This window comes from Arthrobacter antibioticus, assembly GCF_030063205.1.
In the GTDB taxonomy this organism is placed as follows: domain Bacteria; phylum Actinomycetota; class Actinomycetes; order Actinomycetales; family Micrococcaceae; genus Specibacter.
This window is the reverse complement of the sequence record NZ_JASISQ010000002.1, coordinates 52711-69098: the sequence shown is the minus strand read 5'-3', so window position 1 is coordinate 69098 and position 16388 is coordinate 52711. Positions and strand designations below refer to the sequence as shown.

Annotated in this window: 14 protein-coding genes; 3 read left to right on the top strand and 11 right to left on the bottom strand. The window is 57.3% G+C overall.

Features of this window, described 5'->3' with window-relative positions; all coding sequences use genetic code 11:
• Nucleotides 1–54 precede the first annotated feature (54 nt).
• From QMG40_RS05330 to QMG40_RS05290, 9 genes are all read right to left on the bottom strand, one after another.
• A complete protein-coding gene (locus QMG40_RS05330) occupies nucleotides 55–768 on the bottom strand; it encodes a response regulator (RefSeq protein ID WP_283528790.1) in 714 nt (237 codons plus the stop codon).
• 11 nt (nucleotides 769–779) lie between these two features.
• Complete coding sequence (locus QMG40_RS05325) at nucleotides 780–2063, bottom strand: sensor histidine kinase (RefSeq protein ID WP_283528788.1); 1284 nt, start codon at nucleotides 2061–2063, stop codon at nucleotides 780–782.
• A gap of 51 nt (nucleotides 2064–2114) precedes the next feature.
• Nucleotides 2115–3005: an ABC transporter permease gene (locus QMG40_RS05320; protein WP_283528786.1), complete on the bottom strand. Its 891-nt coding sequence runs from the start codon at nucleotides 3003–3005 to the stop codon at nucleotides 2115–2117.
• A gap of 2 nt (nucleotides 3006–3007) precedes the next feature.
• Nucleotides 3008–3985: an ABC transporter ATP-binding protein gene (locus QMG40_RS05315; RefSeq protein WP_283528784.1), complete on the bottom strand. Its 978-nt coding sequence runs from the start codon at nucleotides 3983–3985 to the stop codon at nucleotides 3008–3010.
• A 361-nt stretch (nucleotides 3986–4346) separates the two neighbouring features.
• Nucleotides 4347–5549: an MFS transporter gene (locus QMG40_RS05310; RefSeq protein WP_283528782.1), complete on the bottom strand. Its 1203-nt coding sequence runs from the start codon at nucleotides 5547–5549 to the stop codon at nucleotides 4347–4349.
• 101 nt (nucleotides 5550–5650) lie between these two features.
• On the bottom strand, nucleotides 5651–7333 hold the full coding sequence (locus QMG40_RS05305) for an ABC-F family ATP-binding cassette domain-containing protein (protein ID WP_283528779.1): 1683 nt from the start codon (nucleotides 7331–7333) through the stop codon (nucleotides 5651–5653).
• Between the two features lie 370 nt (nucleotides 7334–7703).
• Nucleotides 7704–8789 (bottom strand): C40 family peptidase, encoded by a 1086-nt coding sequence (locus QMG40_RS05300; protein ID WP_283528777.1) that lies wholly within the window; start codon nucleotides 8787–8789, stop codon nucleotides 7704–7706.
• A 103-nt stretch (nucleotides 8790–8892) separates the two neighbouring features.
• A complete protein-coding gene (locus QMG40_RS05295; RefSeq protein ID WP_283528774.1) occupies nucleotides 8893–9543 on the bottom strand; it encodes a response regulator in 651 nt (216 codons plus the stop codon).
• The gene (locus tag QMG40_RS05290) at nucleotides 9540–10838 is read right to left on the bottom strand and encodes a sensor histidine kinase (protein WP_283528772.1); all 1299 of its coding nucleotides are present in this window, start codon (nucleotides 10836–10838) and stop codon (nucleotides 9540–9542) included. Before QMG40_RS05290 ends, QMG40_RS05295 begins: the two co-directional genes overlap by 4 nt.
• 189 nt (nucleotides 10839–11027) lie before the next feature.
• Here QMG40_RS05290 and QMG40_RS05285 point away from each other — a divergent pair, with 189 nt between their 5' ends.
• From QMG40_RS05285 to QMG40_RS05275, 3 genes are all read left to right on the top strand, one after another.
• Nucleotides 11028–12170: an ABC transporter permease gene (locus QMG40_RS05285; RefSeq protein WP_283528770.1), complete on the top strand. Its 1143-nt coding sequence runs from the start codon at nucleotides 11028–11030 to the stop codon at nucleotides 12168–12170.
• 47 nt (nucleotides 12171–12217) lie between these two features.
• Complete coding sequence (locus QMG40_RS05280) at nucleotides 12218–12922, top strand: ABC transporter ATP-binding protein (protein WP_283528767.1); 705 nt, start codon at nucleotides 12218–12220, stop codon at nucleotides 12920–12922.
• Between the two features lie 90 nt (nucleotides 12923–13012).
• The gene (locus QMG40_RS05275; RefSeq protein WP_283528764.1) at nucleotides 13013–13396 is read left to right on the top strand and encodes an META domain-containing protein; all 384 of its coding nucleotides are present in this window, start codon (nucleotides 13013–13015) and stop codon (nucleotides 13394–13396) included.
• A gap of 76 nt (nucleotides 13397–13472) precedes the next feature.
• Here QMG40_RS05275 and QMG40_RS05270 read toward each other — a convergent pair whose 3' ends face one another.
• Both QMG40_RS05270 and QMG40_RS05265 read right to left on the bottom strand, forming a co-directional pair.
• A complete protein-coding gene (locus QMG40_RS05270) occupies nucleotides 13473–14927 on the bottom strand; it encodes a phytoene desaturase family protein (protein ID WP_283528762.1) in 1455 nt (484 codons plus the stop codon).
• On the bottom strand, nucleotides 14920–16386 hold the full coding sequence (locus QMG40_RS05265; protein ID WP_283528760.1) for a glycosyltransferase family 87 protein: 1467 nt from the start codon (nucleotides 16384–16386) through the stop codon (nucleotides 14920–14922). Before QMG40_RS05265 ends, QMG40_RS05270 begins: the two co-directional genes overlap by 8 nt.
• Nucleotides 16387–16388: the final 2 nt, after the last annotated feature.

Genomic DNA, 16388 nt, shown 5'->3' with positions numbered 1-16388 from the left:
TTCAATCATGAACACTCAGTGGGCGTGGCACCCTCCCATCGAGCCTTAGCAGCGTTAGTAATCTGAATTACTGGGGATGACCATGCCGGTTTCGTAGGCGTAAACCACTACCTGAACCCTGTCCCGCAAATGAAGTTTGGTGAGAATTCTCCGCACGTGTGTCTTAACCGTGGCTTCGGAAAGGAAAAGTTTGTGGGCAATCTCGGCATTGGAAAGCCCTTGGGCAATGCACTGCGCCACATCAAGTTCTCGCGGGGTGAGTTCTTCAAGAAGCGGGTCAGGATGTGTTGCCGCGCGGGCCCGGCTGCCACGCACAAAATTCTCTAAAAGCCGCTGAGTCACCCGTGGTGCCACCACTGCATCTCCGCTGGCTACTAATCGAACAGCTTGTACCAATTCCGCCGGCGCCACGTCCTTGAGCAGGAATGCACTAGCACCGGCCTGTAAACCAGCAAAGGCATATTCATCCAGATCGAAGGTGGTCAGGATGATGATCCGTGCTTGTGAAGGCGATGCGCTGATCTTTTCCGTGGCTTCGATACCATCCATGAGTGGCATGCGAACATCCATCAGCACAACGTCTGGCGCCAGCTTGCTCACTGCGGCCAGTGCCTCTAGCCCATTGGAGGCTTCACCCACTACTTGGAGATCGTCTTCGCCCTCCAGGATCAGCCGAAATCCCATACGCAGCAGCGGCTGGTCATCCACCAACAGGACCTTGATGACTTCTGCCCGCTCGGCGCTGCCGTCAACCGCTGTCTCATTCATTGCTTGCTCCTTCATTCCGAACCCTCTGCGGGATGCAGCACGGCGTTAACACTCCAGCCGCCGTGCGGGGCCGGTCCGGCGTCGACAGTTCCGGCAAAAATTCCTGCACGTTCCCGCATTCCTACAATGCCACGGCCCGTACCAATCGAGGTATCTACAGTGCCGCGTCCGTCATCGGAGACCTGAACCAACAATTGCCCATGGATTAGCTTATTTTCAATGCAGACCCGCACCCGTGAGACAGCCGTCCCGTAACGCAGCACGTTCGTTAGTGATTCCTGGACGATTCGGTAGACGGTCAATGCAAGCGCGGGGTCTTCTGGCACGGGTGGGCCTGTTTGGATGAAGGTGATGGGCAGACCGGCCTGCCGGAATCCCTCAATCAGGGCACCCATGTCAGTGTGGAGCGGCTGTGGCGAGCGGCTTTCACCAGCATCTTCACGTAAGACTCCCAACACGCGGCGCATATCTGCCAGTGCCGTGCGGCCGGTCTGAGACAACTGCCCCAGCACTTCGCCCGCCTTTGTTGGATCGCGCTTGACTACCACGGCGGCCCCATCGGACAGGGCCACCATGACGGTGAGCGAATGAGCCACAACGTCGTGCATTTCCCGTGCGATTCGGTTGCGTTCAGCCACTGAAGCAAGCTGGGCGTTGCGGATGGCCCATTGGCGCAGTTCAGCGTCATGTTGGCGCCCGCTACGTACCGTGGAGCCAATCCCGGTGGCGATGATGTTGGCCAGCAACATCATAATGGTTGAGATAATAGTGGTCTGACTTGCGGTGGGGCCATCAACAACAAGATATTCGCTGGGAAATTGATAGATGAAAAGTGTGTACAAACTCAGGGGAATAGCCACACCCACTGCCGCAGAGAAACTCAACAATGGCCGGTACTTCACGGCAAGAGCATAAAGGGCGAACCAGAGGCTCACACCAATATTGCTGGCATTTGGTATCACCGCGATATTGATAATCTCAAAAACTAGCAGGATCGCCAATACTGTTAGGGGCTTGTCCCGCCGGAACATCAACACGGCGGCACAGGCCAGCACGATGCTAAAGTGCGCGACTAAATTTGTTTCGTAATCACCACTTCGGACCACCCCGGAACCAGCGGCCAAATAACACAAAACCACCACCACATCCATGATGCGAGGGTGGGCGTGAAAGTAACTTCTAATGACGCCACGGCGGCGGTCCGTAAATTCTGCGGCCCGCCGCTCAGCGGAAGGTGAATCGGCGGGGGTCACGGCCGTTCGTTCCGCGTCCCCCGCCTGGTCATATGTGCGCATAAGTGTGAGCTTAGGTCCCCAACGGTAGTCAGTGGAAACCTTCAGCAGATCTTAGACGTCACGAGTCTTGAAGGAAATGATGGCCGGCACCATCAGCAAGGCAATCCAGGCTAGGAAAATCAGGCCACCAGATAGCGGCGTGATGAAAGCTTCCTTGTCAGTGATCTCCAACATCCGTCCGCCAGCAACGCTGGGCACGTACTGGTTGACGTATTTGAAGAACTCACCAGGTACCAGTCCCAGCAAGCTTGTCCCAATCTCCAAAAGGAAGATCAGGACAACCAAAACAATGATGCCTCCTGCCGAGCTCCGAAGCAGGGTGCCCAAAGACAGACCCATCAGGGCTACGCCGGCTACGTAGAGCCCACCCATGAGAATTGCATAGATGACGCCTTCTGTGCCAAAGGACAGTTCAACGCCGTAGGCACCAAAGATGGGCATGGCCACCAATGTAGTTACAAGCGCAGCCAACAGAGTCAAGACGTAGGAGATCACAATCAAGACCATGGCCTTGGCAAAGAACGCCGGCAGCCGTTTCGGCACTGCCGTGACGGTGGAGCGGATCATACCTGTGCCAAACTCCGAGGACATCAACAGCACGGAGAGGGAACCAAGAATCAGGACACCAATTTGCAACCCTCCATTTGGTATCGCGGCACCGGTAAAACCAATCGCCTGCTGTGCCTGTTCCAAGGTCATGGGTTCCGTGGGAGCGCCCGGTATGCCCATGCCCATCCCGCTCTTCATGACCCCTTCCAAGGTCCATGCCTGGAGCCAAGCTACCAATGTACCTACTCCAACCACTGCAACAAAGGTGAAGAGAAGCAGCAGTCGGGTCGACAATAGCGAACGGAACTTTATCCATTCGCTGCGCAGTACACCGACAAAGGTCAATGAGCCGCCCACTGAGCGGTGGGGTGCGGTAATTGTTGTTGTGCTCATTTTTAGAGTCCCTTCACAGCGGCCGGAACCGGCTCAGTGGCAGAGCCGGAGCCGTTGCCAAGCGAATTATCAGTAAGTTCTTGTGAGTGGTACTCCACCGAGTCCTTGGTGAGGTCAAAGTATGCTTCCTCCAGGGAGGAAGTCATGGTGGTTAGTTCATACACCAGCACCCGGTTATCCATGGCAATGGTTGCAATCTGGCGGGAGTCCAGCCCCGAAATTTCCAGGGTCTCATTCTCATTGCACTCGACTTGTACACCGTTGCTTGTTAACAGTTGGCTCAATCGGGTGACCTCCGAGGTGCGGACCAGCACTTTAGCCTGCTGAGTGCCGGACAAAATATCGGCAATGGGTGCATCAGCAATGATCCGTCCCCGGCCAATCACGATGAGGTGATCAGCTGTTTGCGCCATTTCGCTCATCAAATGTGAGGACAGGAATACCGTTTTGCCTTGTCCAGCCAGATGTTTGGCTAAATTGCGCACCCACAGCACACCTTCGGGGTCCAGACCATTGACCGGTTCGTCAAGGATCAGCGTCTGCGGATCGCCCAGCAATGCGGAGGCTATACCCAGCCGCTGTCCCATACCTAGGGAGAATCCGCCTGCTTTCTTTTTGGCGACCGAGGTCAGGCCGGTCATGTCAATAACCTCATTGACACGCTTGGTGGGAATGTTGTGTGTTGCCGCCATGGCCAGCAGGTGGTTATAGGCGCTGCGGGAGGTGTGCACCGCCTTAGCATCCAGCAGGGCACCCACTTGGTGCATCGGATCGCGGTGCGCAACGTATGGCTTGCCATTGACAGTCACGGTTCCGGCACTGGGCTTATCCAGCCCAACAACCATACGCATAGTGGTTGACTTACCAGCACCGTTGGGGCCCAGGAAGCCCGTGACCATTCCCGGTTTCACGGTGAACGTGACACCGCCAACGGCGGTCTTGGCTCCGTACTGCTTAGCCAGGTTGACTGCCTCAATCATGTGGACACCCCTTCGGATGGTTTTACTGGGGGCGTTGTGGCCCGGTTTACGAATCTATAACCACCGTACGCATTCAATCAGTCAATTTCTTCTACCTCAGGGATGATTCAGGGTGCGTTCAGGGTAGTCACAATGGATGATGGCGGTGGTTGCGTTAGGGGCACACGCCAATGTTTGACGCCCCGCCTCCCCGACGCTCGCTCACTTAACGTCGGGTTTAATCCAACGCTCCTTCAGTAAACGTCGATTATAGGCAAACGTTCGCTCACCGCAACTGAGCGAGCATTCCCCAGGCGAGCTACCGGCGTCGCGCATCCGGCGAAGAACTTCACGCTAGGAAGGCAACGCTGGGAACTTCCGGCTAGGAAGGCAACGCACCCTGATGCTCGCTAGCGGGCAGCGGCTTGGCGGCCGGGGCGGTCAGGATAGAGGCCACAATGGCAACGGCAATCGCCAGCAGTGCCCAGCGGATGGTGACGTGGTCGCCCAGGAAGCCAAGCAAGGGCGGCCCGGCAAGGAATGCCACATATCCGATGGTTGACACAACGGAGACGCGAGCGGCCGCGCGGGCCGGATCATCAGCAGCCGCTGACATGCCCATGGGGAAGCCCATGGCAGCTCCGGCACCCCAGAGGACAGCGCCGGCGCCGGCCAGCAGCATATTCGGAGCAACAACGAACAAAACGAGTCCGGCCAGTGCCGAGCCCAGACTGCCGTACAAAACACTCACCCGGCCAAACTTGTCAACAAACTTTCCGCCAAAGAACCTGAACAAAGTCATGGAAGCCACGAATACGGCAAGCATGATGGCTCCACCGGCTTCAGTGGTGCCGAGGCCATCCACGCTTGCCTTCGCTATCCAGTCATTGGCAGCCCCTTCTGTCAGCGCTGCGCCGAGCACTACAAGACCTACCAGCAGCGTACGTTTTTCGCGCCAAGCACTGCGGCCCTTCAGAGCAGTGGTGGCTTGCGTACGTTTACTGCCGCTGGTATGCGTCTCCGGAAGGAAGGATTTCGGCACAAAAACCATGGCAACACAGACACCCACAACAATGACCAGCAGGTGCAAGGACATGCTGACGTTCAGCGCTGACAAGCCCGCACCTACAAGAGCACCCACAAGCGCCCCGCCGCTAAATCCTGCATGAAACTGGGGCATGACTGTGCGACGCAACAGCCGTTCAACATCCGCACCTTCAATGTTCTGGGCTACGTCCCACAAGCCAATACCTATACCAAAAAAGAACAGTCCGGCAGCCGTGAACCCAACGGAGTGCTGAGCTAGCGCAACAGCAACGATCAGACCACCAAAAGCAGCTGTGAACCCACCAACGCGGATGGTATTTGCCGTACCTAACCGGCCTACGACTGTTCCTGCCAACGGCAGTGCAATGACGGATCCGGCAGCAATTGTTAGCAGCAGCAGGCCCATGTCTCCTGCGGATAATTCCAAAACCCTTGTCACGGCAGGGATTCTTGCGGCCCAGCTGGCGAACACAAAACCGTTAATGGCAAAGATTGAGAAGGTGGCAATGGCCGCGGCACGGACCGCACGCTGATTCATGATGGATTTACTCTTTACACAAGTGTTTTATAAGGCGTTTTGAACCAACTCTAACGCCATGGATTTTTCCCCGGTCGCAGTGATCGGGGGTGGGTCAGGGTCTAGCGGGCTCGATCGACCCGCTTCTCATCCCAAACGGGTTCATCGGATTCATAGACTTTCCCGTCGGAACCAAAAACAAGGAACCTGTCAAAGGAGCGAGCAAACCAGCGGTCGTGCGTGACAGCGAGAACGGTCCCTTCAAAAGAGTCTATGGCCTTCTCCAAAGCCTCGGCCGAGTGTAGGTCCAAGTTGTCGGTTGGTTCATCCAGTAGCAACAATGTTGCACCGGAGAGCTCCAACAGCAGAATTTGAAACCGGGCCTGCTGTCCCCCCGATAGCGAATCATATTTCTGCTCCGAGCTTGCCGCCAGACCATAACGGTCCAATGCCCCGGCAGCAGCTTCGCGGCCCAAACCGGAACGATGCTCATCGCCGCGGTGCAAAATATCAAGCAAAGTCCGGGTGAGAAGGTCAGGCCGCGCGTGCGTCTGAGCAAAGAAACCCGGGCGGATACGGGCGCCAAGTTTCACAGATCCTTCGTGGGGCACATGGGCGATTTCGACGTCGGACACTGGCTCATGTTCCTTGTCCGGGTCTGAGCCACCGGCGGCTAGAAGACGCAGAAAGTGAGATTTTCCCGATCCATTAGAGCCCAGAACGCCGACACGGTCGCCAAACCACACTTCGGTACTGAAAGGTTTCATGAGCCCGGTCAGCTCCAACTTGGTGGCAATAACAGCTCGCTTAGCTGTCCGGCCACCCTTGAGACGTATTTTTACGTTTTGTTCAATGGGCAACGCTTCCGGCGGCCCCTGCTCCAGAAACTGTGCAAGGCGCGACTGAGCAGCTTGGTACCGGTTTGCCATGTCAGAGCGGAACGCAGCCTTATTCTTGTACATGTTGACAAGTTCTTTGAGTTTGACGTGCTCTTCGTCCCAGCGTTTGCGCAATTCTTCAAAGCGGGCATTGCGATCCTCGCGTGCCTTGATGTAGGACTCGAAGCCGCCTCCGTGCGTCCAACTGGAAGCCCCGTTGATGCCGGGTTCAAGGGTGACAATACGGTCTGCGGCATTGGCCAAAAGTTCGCGATCGTGACTGACGAACAGAACTGACTTCTCCGATGAGCCCATTTTTGTCTCAAGCCAGCGTTTCCCCGGTACGTCGAGGTAGTTATCAGGCTCATCAAGGAGCAATACTTCGTCAGGTCCGGCAAATAAAGCCTCTAGAACAAGACGCTTTTGCTCGCCGCCACTGAGTGAGGAAGCTTTACGGAACTGTGCAGTGTAGAAATCCATGCCCATTGCCGCCATAGTGACTTCATCCCAGGTGGTCTCCATTTCGTAGCCACCAGCATCACCCCAGTCAGCGATAGCTTGGGCATACGCCATTTGGCTGGGTTCGTCATCGCGCTCCACCATGGCCAGCTCTGCGTCATCTACGGCTTTACCGGCTGCGGCGATATTGCTCGCTGCCACGGACAGTAGGAGATCTCGCACAGTGCTCTCATCGCGGACCTGGCCCACGAACTGACGCATTACGCCCATGGTTCCAGAACGCGACACAGCTCCCTCATCAGCTTTAATGTCTTGGCAGATGATACGTAACAGCGTGGTTTTACCCGTTCCGTTGGGCCCGATCAACGCCGTTTTGGTGCCGTCTGAGACGCGGAAGTTCACCCCGTTCAGCAGCTGCCGTCCGTCGGAGAGAAAATAGTCAATGTTTGCAACGTCAATATGTCCCACACCTCAATCCTCCCATCTCCTTGTTCCCACCGACGCCATCGCTCTGGAGCACCCTGCGAGAAGCCCCAGATGGACCGGTCTCAAAGCACTCAGATCCAAGTTGATACTGCGTCTTAGAACATGGCAGACGATCGGTACCGATTTGTTCTGTGTCCTGTCCGGGTTTTACATGGACTTGGAGCTGCCCATTTTGAGGACTTCACCGATGCCAGCGAACCGATCCGAAACGGTTCCACACTCATTGATCCGGAAATGATCGGTGCTGCTTTCCATTCGCGTCCAAGGCGACCCCGTTAATGCGCCCAGCCCGCGCAAGTCGAAGGTACTGGAACTGTTGGCACAATGCGGGCACTTCTTTCCAGCGGCGGCACTAGCGCAAAAGAATGGTGCCGGCTGAAGATCCCGATGATTCAGAAGCTGACGAACTACCTGACGAACTACTAGGCGCTGAGGGTGCAGGCGCCGAAGCTGGGGTTGTGGCAGGTGTTGTTCCTGGTTGCTTTGGGGTCTCCGATGCTGTTGGAGCCGGCTTCGTGCTGGGTATGGCTGAAGGGCCAGTGCTTGGCGCCGTGCTGACTGCCGGATTGGGCGTGGACTTGTCCGACGGCGGAGGTGTGGCCGCCGCCGTTGTGGCCGGCGGAGGCGTGGACGGCGGAGGTGTGGCCGCCGCAGCCTTGATTTTCGCTGCGTCAGACTTCGCCTTTTCATCAGCTGTGGCGAATGCCGGCATGGTGAAGTAGCTCGAAGAGCTGCTGACATCTGCCGGGCTGTGCATAAAAGTTCCTACGGACGGGTTCAGCGCACTGATCATCCTGCCATTTCCCACGTAGATGCCAATGTGAGACCAGTGGTTGGGACCGTCAGGGTTTTGCACCACAATATCGCCGGGCTGGGGGTTGTTGGTCGCGACCATGGGTAGCCACTGTTCCGTGCGTGGCAGACTCACTCCGGCTTGTCCATAGGCCCATTGCACAAACCCTGAACAATCCCATCCGTTGTCGAAGCTGGTCCCTCCCCAAACGTAGCGATGTCCCAGACCTTGGTATGCCGCGGTCAAAATGTCTTTCCGCACTTGAGAGATCAGCTCGGCGGAGATTTCGGGAGTTCGCTCACGCAGAGCATTGACCCCCTGCACAAGGTGGCCCGTGTTGGCGGTAGGATCGGTCAAATCGAAAATCGGTTTGACGGTAGGCTTTCTCGCCCTAATAATTGCGTCGGCAAAAGAAACTGTCACATCGGATTGCTGGGTGCCGTTGGAATAAAATCCGGCCAGCGTGGCCACATACGGAGAGGCCTGGGCGCTCTGGCCGCTTTCTTGGCTGAACACAGCTGCAGCAGCATCCGCGGAGGACGTGCCAACATAGCCGGCCGCCACGAAGCCGCCGGAAGCCAACAGCGTACAAATAATGGACATGCTCAAGTGAAGCTGTCGCGACCAATGTTGCGAAATAGCCACCGGCGAGTCCTCCTGCCCCCTTGCACACGGTACTGACGAGCCTACGCCGCTTTCAAGGAATCTAAAGGAGTTCTAATAGAAAGTTCACTCAGGCAGGCAACTCTTACCCGGCACTGCGGATGATGCGCCGCGAAACCGCGGCCGCAATGGCTGCCGTCCGGTTGTCAACACCCAATTTGTCGTAAATGTGCACAAGATGGGTCTTTACTGTCGCTTCAGAAATGAACAGCGCCTTGGCGATAGCTTTGTTGCCCATCCCCGTGGCCAGCAGTTCAACAAGTTCCACTTCGCGTGCAGACAGTACCGGAGCGGGATTGCGGATCCGGCTCATCAGCCTGGCGGCAACCTCCGGTGCCAGGGCAGTTTGCCCGGCAGCAGCCGATTGCACCGCACCACGAATCTGTTCGGGCGGGGCATCCTTGAGCATGTAGCCGCTAGCCCCGGCCTCAACGGCTGCCAAAATATCCGCATCAGTGTCATAGGTAGTTAGAATCAGCACAGGCGGTGCGCCGGATAACTCCTTGATGGCCTTCGTTGCACTCACCCCGTCCATCCCGCTTCCCATTTGCAGGTCCATGAGCACCACGTCAACAGGTTCACCCAAGGTTTGCAGACGCTGCACCTCCTTAATGGCGGCACCACCTTCGGGCGCTTCAGCCACCACAGTGAATCCCTCAAATTCGGTCAGCATGGCCCGCAAACCCGCCCGCACCACAGGGTGGTCATCTACCAATAAAATCCGGATCTCATTCATTGAATCTCCCCCTGTGCTGCTTCGGGAACCAGCCGGCCCCCATTCAGCGGCAACCGGATGGCCACCACTGTGCCCTCTCCCGGGGCTGACTCGATTGCCAACGTCCCCTGCTGCGCCACCACTCGTTCATGCAGGGAACGCAACCCAAAGCCACTCCCATCCGTACGCCCGGCCACAATGTCGGCGAGCTCTTCCGGGTTAAAGCCAAGTCCGTCGTCGTACACGTCAAGGGTCACTTCGCTGCCCAGAAACGCCAAACTTACGACGGCGGACTTGGCTTTAGCGTGCATCCAGACGTTGGCGAGACTCGCCTGAGCGGCACGCAAAAGGGTCACTTTGTAGGGCTGCGGTAGCTCCATCGGCTCACCATCCAACCGGAAACTGCACCGCAACGAGCCCCCACGCGCAGTGGACTCGCCCTGCGTTTTAATGCAGAGCCGGGACAGGCTCTCTACAAGAGAGCTCTCAGCAAGGGCCGGGGAAGAAAGGTTACGCACAAAACTCCTAGCCTCCGCCAAGTTCTCCGCGGCAGTGGCCTGAACCATGGACAAACTCTCACCGGCGGATTCCAAATCACCGGAATCCAGGCTGCGCAAGGCTGCACGCGAGACCAAAATAATGGAGGAAAAACCCTGGGCTAAAGTGTCATGGATTTCCCGTGCCAATCTCGCACGCTCAGCCAGAACACCCGACTCGTGCTGGGTGGCGGCCAGCTGGGCGCGGGTGCGCCGGAGCTCATCCGCCGCTTGACGCTGGTATTCCCCTTCCCGGTACAGCAATTGGTAGGCCATAGAAGTGACCACTGCGAAAGCGGCACCAAAGGCCGGCCCCACTATCACTGGCAGGGGAGGGAAAGTGGATCCCGTTGAGAGCCACTGCGCAACAATGACTCCACCGGTCATGAGAACCACCGTGGTCAGGGACACCCAGCGCGGCAAGAGATGCAAATGAAGGAAAAACAACGGGAAGACAAGCCAGGAGAACTCTACCGAGCCGAGCAAAAGTATGGCCCACATGAGCGTGATCAAAGCGAGCCAGAGCACCGCGAAACGTCTCGGATTGCGGCGCGTTAGCCCCGCCGAAAAACGCTTTTCAGCCACAGTCCCGAGTAAATACGTCAACGCAAGAAGGACCGACAGTGCCAGGAACCAGTAGCGCCCGTGCCTGTGAGTTTGATCCACTAGGAGTCGGACGACGCCCACGCTCAGCAGCACCGCAAAGCCAACGTGCAACGTGACACGCAGAAAGCGAAGGATCGTGCCACTGGTGACGGGTGGGGCATCCATGGCAGACATGTCACCAGCATAGGCGTTGGATTCAAGCAGAGGAATCAACCAAATGGTTGAGTGGGCCCTCCAACTTTTCATAGGAGGCGGATCAACCAACCCCGCGATGGAACAGCAGCTCTTCCGCGGGAAAGTTGAATTACTGACATATCCACCCGAAAGACAACCAGTTCTTCCGGCACATGAAAGAAGCTTCCTATGTTCCTCGCGATCCGAGATATCCGCTTTGCCAAGGGACGGTTCGCCCTGATGGGGGCCGTTGTTGCCCTCATCAGCCTCCTGCTCGTCCTGCTATCGGGCCTGACAGCAGGGCTCGGCAACCAATCCACCTCCGCAATTGCGCAGCTGGGCACCGGCTCAGGCAACTCCTCAAGCTCAGGCAGCTCAGGCACCAAAGTGAGCCAGATAGTTTTTGGCGCCCCTGCCAAGAACGAAGCAAAGGTTTCCTTCACCGAAAGTCAGGTGACGGCCAAACAATCCGATCTCTGGTCAGCGCAGCCCGGCGTGCAATCAGCCGTGCCTTTGGGTATCAGCCAAAGCCGCTTTCAGGGTGCCGGAGACAGTAAGGGAATTGCCAACGTCGCAGTGTTTGGGGTTGGCGAGCAAGGCAGACAAGCGGGGATCGCGCCGTCGGACATCAGTGATTCAACCGTTGTCATTGGCGAAAGCGTCGCCAAGGAACTCTCACTCGCCACAGGCGATGCCGTCACTATCGCCGGAACGCAAATGAGCATTGGCAACATTGTGCCCGACCAGTGGTACTCGCATAGTTCAGTTGTTTGGACAACCCTTTCCACCTGGAAAAAGGTGGCTCATCTTAGCGACCCGGACCAGCTTGCAACAGTTCTCGCTGTGAGCTTCGCACCGGGAGCCACCGTTGACACTAACAGCGTCAACGCGACGGCTGGCACCGTCAGCGCCACACGCAGTGGATCGTTCCAAGGTTTGGGCGGCTATAAAAGTGAGAACGGCTCCCTGCTGATGATGCAGGCATTTTTGTACGGAATTTCAGCCCTTGTCATTGTTGCTTTCCTCACCGTTTGGACTGTCCAACGCACCCGGGACATCGCAGTTCTCAAGGCGATGGGCGCTTCGGGTGGTTACCTCCTGCGTGATGCTTTGACGCAGGCAGCTCTGGTCCTGCTGGCAGGTGCCGGAGTTGGTGGGCTCATCGGCGTTGTGGGTGGAATCTTTGCTTCGCAGGTGGCCCCATTCCTGCTCACCCCGGCGACTACTCTGCTGCCTGCACTCGGGATTGTGGCGCTTGGTCTGGGCGGTTCGGCCCTTGCTGTGCGTAAGGTGACCCGCGTAGACGCCATGATCGCCCTTGGCGGCAACTAAGCCCGCCTCCTGTTTCCGCTCCGCTGACAAACATTAAGGAACTTCTCATGACTGCACTGAATCTGATCAATGTGACACTGCAATACCCCGATGGCGAGGGTGTTATGACGGCTTTGGATGCCGTAAACCTCTCAGTGAATCCAGGCCAGTTCATTTCTCTGGTGGGCACCTCTGGTTCGGGAAAGTCAAGCCTGTTGGCTGTGGCCGCGACCCTGATCAAGCCCACTTCCGGGCTTGTGATGATCGACGGCGTCGACACCAGCGGATTGTCCGAGAAGGAGCTGGCCGTGCTGCGTCGAGACAAGGTGGGCATCATCTTTCAGCAGCCTAACCTCCTTGCCTCACTGACTGCCGCCGAACAGCTCATCATCACCGACCACCTGCGCGGGAAGTCGCTCAAAGATGCAGGTGTGCGGGCAGCGCAGCTTTTGGACATGGTGGGTCTGGCCGATTGCGGCCGCAAACGCCCACACCAGCTCTCAGGCGGGCAGCGTCAGCGAGTCAACATTGCCCGGGCGTTGATGGCCCAGCCTAAAATTCTCCTGGTGGATGAACCAACCGCTGCGCTAGATCACGACCGCAGCGATTCGATAGTCAGGTTGCTGCGCAAAGTTAGTGACGAGTTCAACATTGCAACTGTCATGGTCACCCATGACACCGAGTTTGTGCCGCTCACCGATGCTGTCGCCACCATGCGCGACGGCGTTCTCACCGCTCCCGTACCCTCCGAGGCAAGCGTCGGTGCCGTCTAGCGTCTGGGGCCGAGGGCAGCGAATGCTCGGCCATGCAATAACATAAGGGAAACGCCCCAATACACCAGCGCGATCGGAGCCACCCTCATAATGAAACGCTTTGCAGCCCTTGCCGGCAGCCTCCTCCTTGCTTTGACCATCTCCTCCTGCGGTGCCGCAACAGGACCAGTCGGCACGTGGGGCGATGGCTACAATACCGACAAGTTGCCGTACCTTGAATTGGCTCTGGGACAGGAACAAGATGACAACAAGGCCGGGTTCCTGTCAGGAAGCGATGGCTGCAACCGTCTGACAGGCCAGTGGCTGATGGTTGATGGGGAGTTAACTTTCCCGCAGATGGGTAGCACCATGATGGCGTGCCAGGGGATTGACACGTGGCTGTCCAAGGCAGCCGGCGCAACGCTTGACGGCGACGTTCTCACTGTCAAAGACGCTACAGGCGTCACCTTGGGTACGCTGGAGCGTCGCAACTAGCTCTTGCGCCGTGCCAGATAGCCCGCAGTAAGGCGCCAGAGACTAGTCTTTGTTCGCTGACTGCGGGCTATCTTTCTTAAGACTTAAAACCCAAATCTGGGGTTACCAGACCGAAGGTGTTCGCCAACGCCGATCTGGCCGCCAACCAGCCCCCCATGCCGTGGACAGCTGGTCCTGGCGGGGTGGCGGCAGACCCCAAATAGAGTCCAGGCGCCGGTGTTCTCCAGGGGTCTGGCGAAATCACGGGACGTTTGAGTAGCTGACTCAGTGTGACGGCCCCTGAGCTAATGTCACCGCCCACATAGTTTGCGTTGTAAGCGTCCATATCATGAGCGGTTCTCGTAGCAGTGGCCAGAATGAGATCTCGAAATCCCGGAGCATCCTTTTCAACGGTCTGGATTATGGTTTCCGTGCAGTCACGCGTTGAGCCCGACGGCACGTGTGTGTACGCCCAAAAAGTATGGTGGCCCGCAGGGGCCCTGCTCGCGTCAAGGACTCCGGGTTGGACGGCGAGAACATAAGGACTCTCCGGGTGGCGACCGGCAAGGACTTGGTTTTCAGCGTGCGCTATGGATTCTCGCGAGCCGCCCAAATGCAGGGTGGGTGCCCCACGCAGATCGGTGGAAGTCCAGGGCACGGGGCCGGATAAGGCAAAATCAACTTTGCATACGCCCGGACCGTATTTGAAAGATTCTAGTTGACGTATATATCGTTCCGGTAATTCGTTATGTGCCATGTGTGCCAGGGCCCTAGGCGTTGTATCGCAAATGACGGCCCGCGCCCCAGTAGCCGCTTTCAATTCCGCCACACTGTCAATGTGCTCAGAGAGATGGATCCGGCCACCATGGGCCAGGAGGTCATCGGCCATGGCCTGCGCTATGGCTCGTGAGCCCCCGCGTGGAACCGGCCACCCTTGTGCGTGTGCCAACACCCCTAAAAGCAATCCGGCGCCCGAGGTTGCCAAGGAGGGTAAGCGCCCAATTGCATGTGCCCCCACACCTGTGAGCATGGCTGGCGCAACGTCTTCTTTGAATCCCAGGTTCCACGCAGGCGTGCCTTGTAACAAAACGCGTAGGCCAAATCTCAGGACGGTTAGTGGATCCTTAGGGAATCGGATGAGGGAGCCCTGAGTGAAATCAACTACACCCTCAAGCTTGTTCAGCAATGGTTCCATCAGGTTCCGCCACGCGCGGCCATCAGCACCCAAGCTTTCAACAGTACGGTCCAGGCTGCGATACGCAATGCCAGCCCGTCCGTTCCCGAGAGGATGCCCATAGGAAATATCGGGTACCAACAGTTCAATCCGGCGGTTCAGTTCAAACGCTTGGAAGAATGGCGAAGCCAACGCCATAGGATGCACTGCAGCGCATACGTCGTGCTGAAAACCAGGTAATGTGAGCTCGGCAGTTCTTATCCCGCCCCCCAGGGAATCAGCTGCCTCAAAAAGCTCAACCGACAATCCGGCCCGTGCCATCGTGACCGCTGCGGCCAGCCCATTGGGCCCGGAGCCCACCACTGCAACGTCAGCCATGCTCAACGTTCCCCGTGTTCTGAATTTGATCCCGAATTTGATCCCGAAGAGACACCACGGGGTCATTGGGCGGGCCCAGCAAAACCCCACCCTGCGGATCATCGACGCCCCCTCGACGCACAACATCATTGCCGAGAACATACATGTCCCGAATTGTCAGGGCAATAAGTGCACAGGTTGCCGCACCCGCTGCCATTGAAGCCAGCATGAAATACGGAGAATCAATAGCGTGCTGGCTACTGATGTCACCTAAAACCTTGCTGCGGAACAGCATGAGAGCAATAAAGTGTCCAATGATGGCCGCCTGCCACAGCAGTATGGGTCGCCATCTTGGTAGAGCTAATGCAAGCAGTGGCAACAACCAGATTGCATGCCACGGTTCTGTGCCCTTATTCACCACCATGAATCCTGCGACAGCGACAAAAATTAGTTGGGCAACGCGAGGACGGCGCGGGGCATACAGAGCCAACGCAGCCACACCCAAGACCACAATGGCCAGCAGGACCACCGCTAGTGCGTTGCTCGTGCCAATGTCCATTCCTTGCCAGCCCATGCGCTCAGCAACGAGGTTCCAGCCGCCATAAATTGAAGACTCTGACGGTTCACTTGCCAACCGCTTCTTCAGATACTCAGGAAAACCTGGCGGGTTGATAGCCATGACCGGGGCCAGCAAGAACAGCCAGGTGACTGCTGTTGCGCCAACCATTTCAAGCATCTCGCTCACGCGTCGAGCCCGGATACCCAGGGCCACGAAGGCCACTAAAACAATAATTGGGTAGGGTGCGGCCATGGCACCAACTCCCAAGATGGCACCCGCCCATAGCGTCCTGCGCCGGGCAAAAAAGTAGATCGCCAAACTCACCAAAGCAGCAGCCCAGAAGTCCCAGCTGACATAGGCGGTGAGCATTAGGACGGGGCTGGCGGCGACAATGGCCGCATCCCACATGCGGCGCCGAGCAGTACGCGCCACAATAATGACGGTAACGATCCAGACCATTGCAATCAATGCTGCATTCAGGTCAAAAAAGGCGAGCTGCCGTCCGGCTCCTTCGCCCGCCGGACCGGTCAGCCAAGCAGTTGCGCCGGCGATCCAACCAGCCAGCATGGGCTGTTCAAAGGGGGGTCCCGGGGCGAAAAAAGGAAACAGGGTCCCCAGTCTGTGCTCAGTAAAAGAGTTGGGGAACATGGACCAACACACGGTGGAATACTGATCCGGCGTGGTCCAACCGGTGGTGCGACAATGGGATTTCGTTATGACAGCTATGACGGCAGCCACAGCTGCCATCACGATCAGGACCCGCTCAACCGTGAAGAATCCGGGCTTTGTAACCCCTGGTGCTGTCCGTCTTCCCAACGGTCCACCAACAACTTCGGTCATATTCCGCAACAGAGTATCGCTGCGTGAGGGCACCACAATCTCATGCTTGGCTGATGTTCGTGGACCCTGTGATTCCTGCATAA

What these genes read in the sequence shown, in the direction of transcription:
- QMG40_RS05325 (WP_283528788.1), bottom strand. Translation starts at nt 2,063, where the DNA reads ATGCGCACATATGACCAGGCGGGGGACGCGGAACGAACGGCCGTGACC.
- QMG40_RS05275 (WP_283528764.1), top strand. Translation starts at nt 13,013, where the DNA reads ATGAAACGCTTTGCAGCCCTTGCCGGCAGCCTCCTCCTTGCTTTGACC.
- QMG40_RS05265 (WP_283528760.1), bottom strand. Translation starts at nt 16,386, where the DNA reads ATGCAGGAATCACAGGGTCCACGAACATCAGCCAAGCATGAGATTGTG.
- QMG40_RS05295 (WP_283528774.1), bottom strand. Translation starts at nt 9,543, where the DNA reads ATGAATGAGATCCGGATTTTATTGGTAGATGACCACCCTGTGGTGCGG.
- QMG40_RS05270 (WP_283528762.1), bottom strand. Translation starts at nt 14,927, where the DNA reads ATGGCTGACGTTGCAGTGGTGGGCTCCGGGCCCAATGGGCTGGCCGCA.
- QMG40_RS05310 (WP_283528782.1), bottom strand. Translation starts at nt 5,549, where the DNA reads ATGAATCAGCGTGCGGTCCGTGCCGCGGCCATTGCCACCTTCTCAATC.
- QMG40_RS05330 (WP_283528790.1), bottom strand. Translation starts at nt 768, where the DNA reads ATGAATGAGACAGCGGTTGACGGCAGCGCCGAGCGGGCAGAAGTCATC.
- QMG40_RS05320 (WP_283528786.1), bottom strand. Translation starts at nt 3,005, where the DNA reads ATGAGCACAACAACAATTACCGCACCCCACCGCTCAGTGGGCGGCTCA.
- QMG40_RS05315 (WP_283528784.1), bottom strand. Translation starts at nt 3,985, where the DNA reads ATGATTGAGGCAGTCAACCTGGCTAAGCAGTACGGAGCCAAGACCGCC.
- QMG40_RS05285 (WP_283528770.1), top strand. Translation starts at nt 11,028, where the DNA reads ATGTTCCTCGCGATCCGAGATATCCGCTTTGCCAAGGGACGGTTCGCC.
- QMG40_RS05290 (WP_283528772.1), bottom strand. Translation starts at nt 10,838, where the DNA reads ATGTCTGCCATGGATGCCCCACCCGTCACCAGTGGCACGATCCTTCGC.
- QMG40_RS05280 (WP_283528767.1), top strand. Translation starts at nt 12,218, where the DNA reads ATGACTGCACTGAATCTGATCAATGTGACACTGCAATACCCCGATGGC.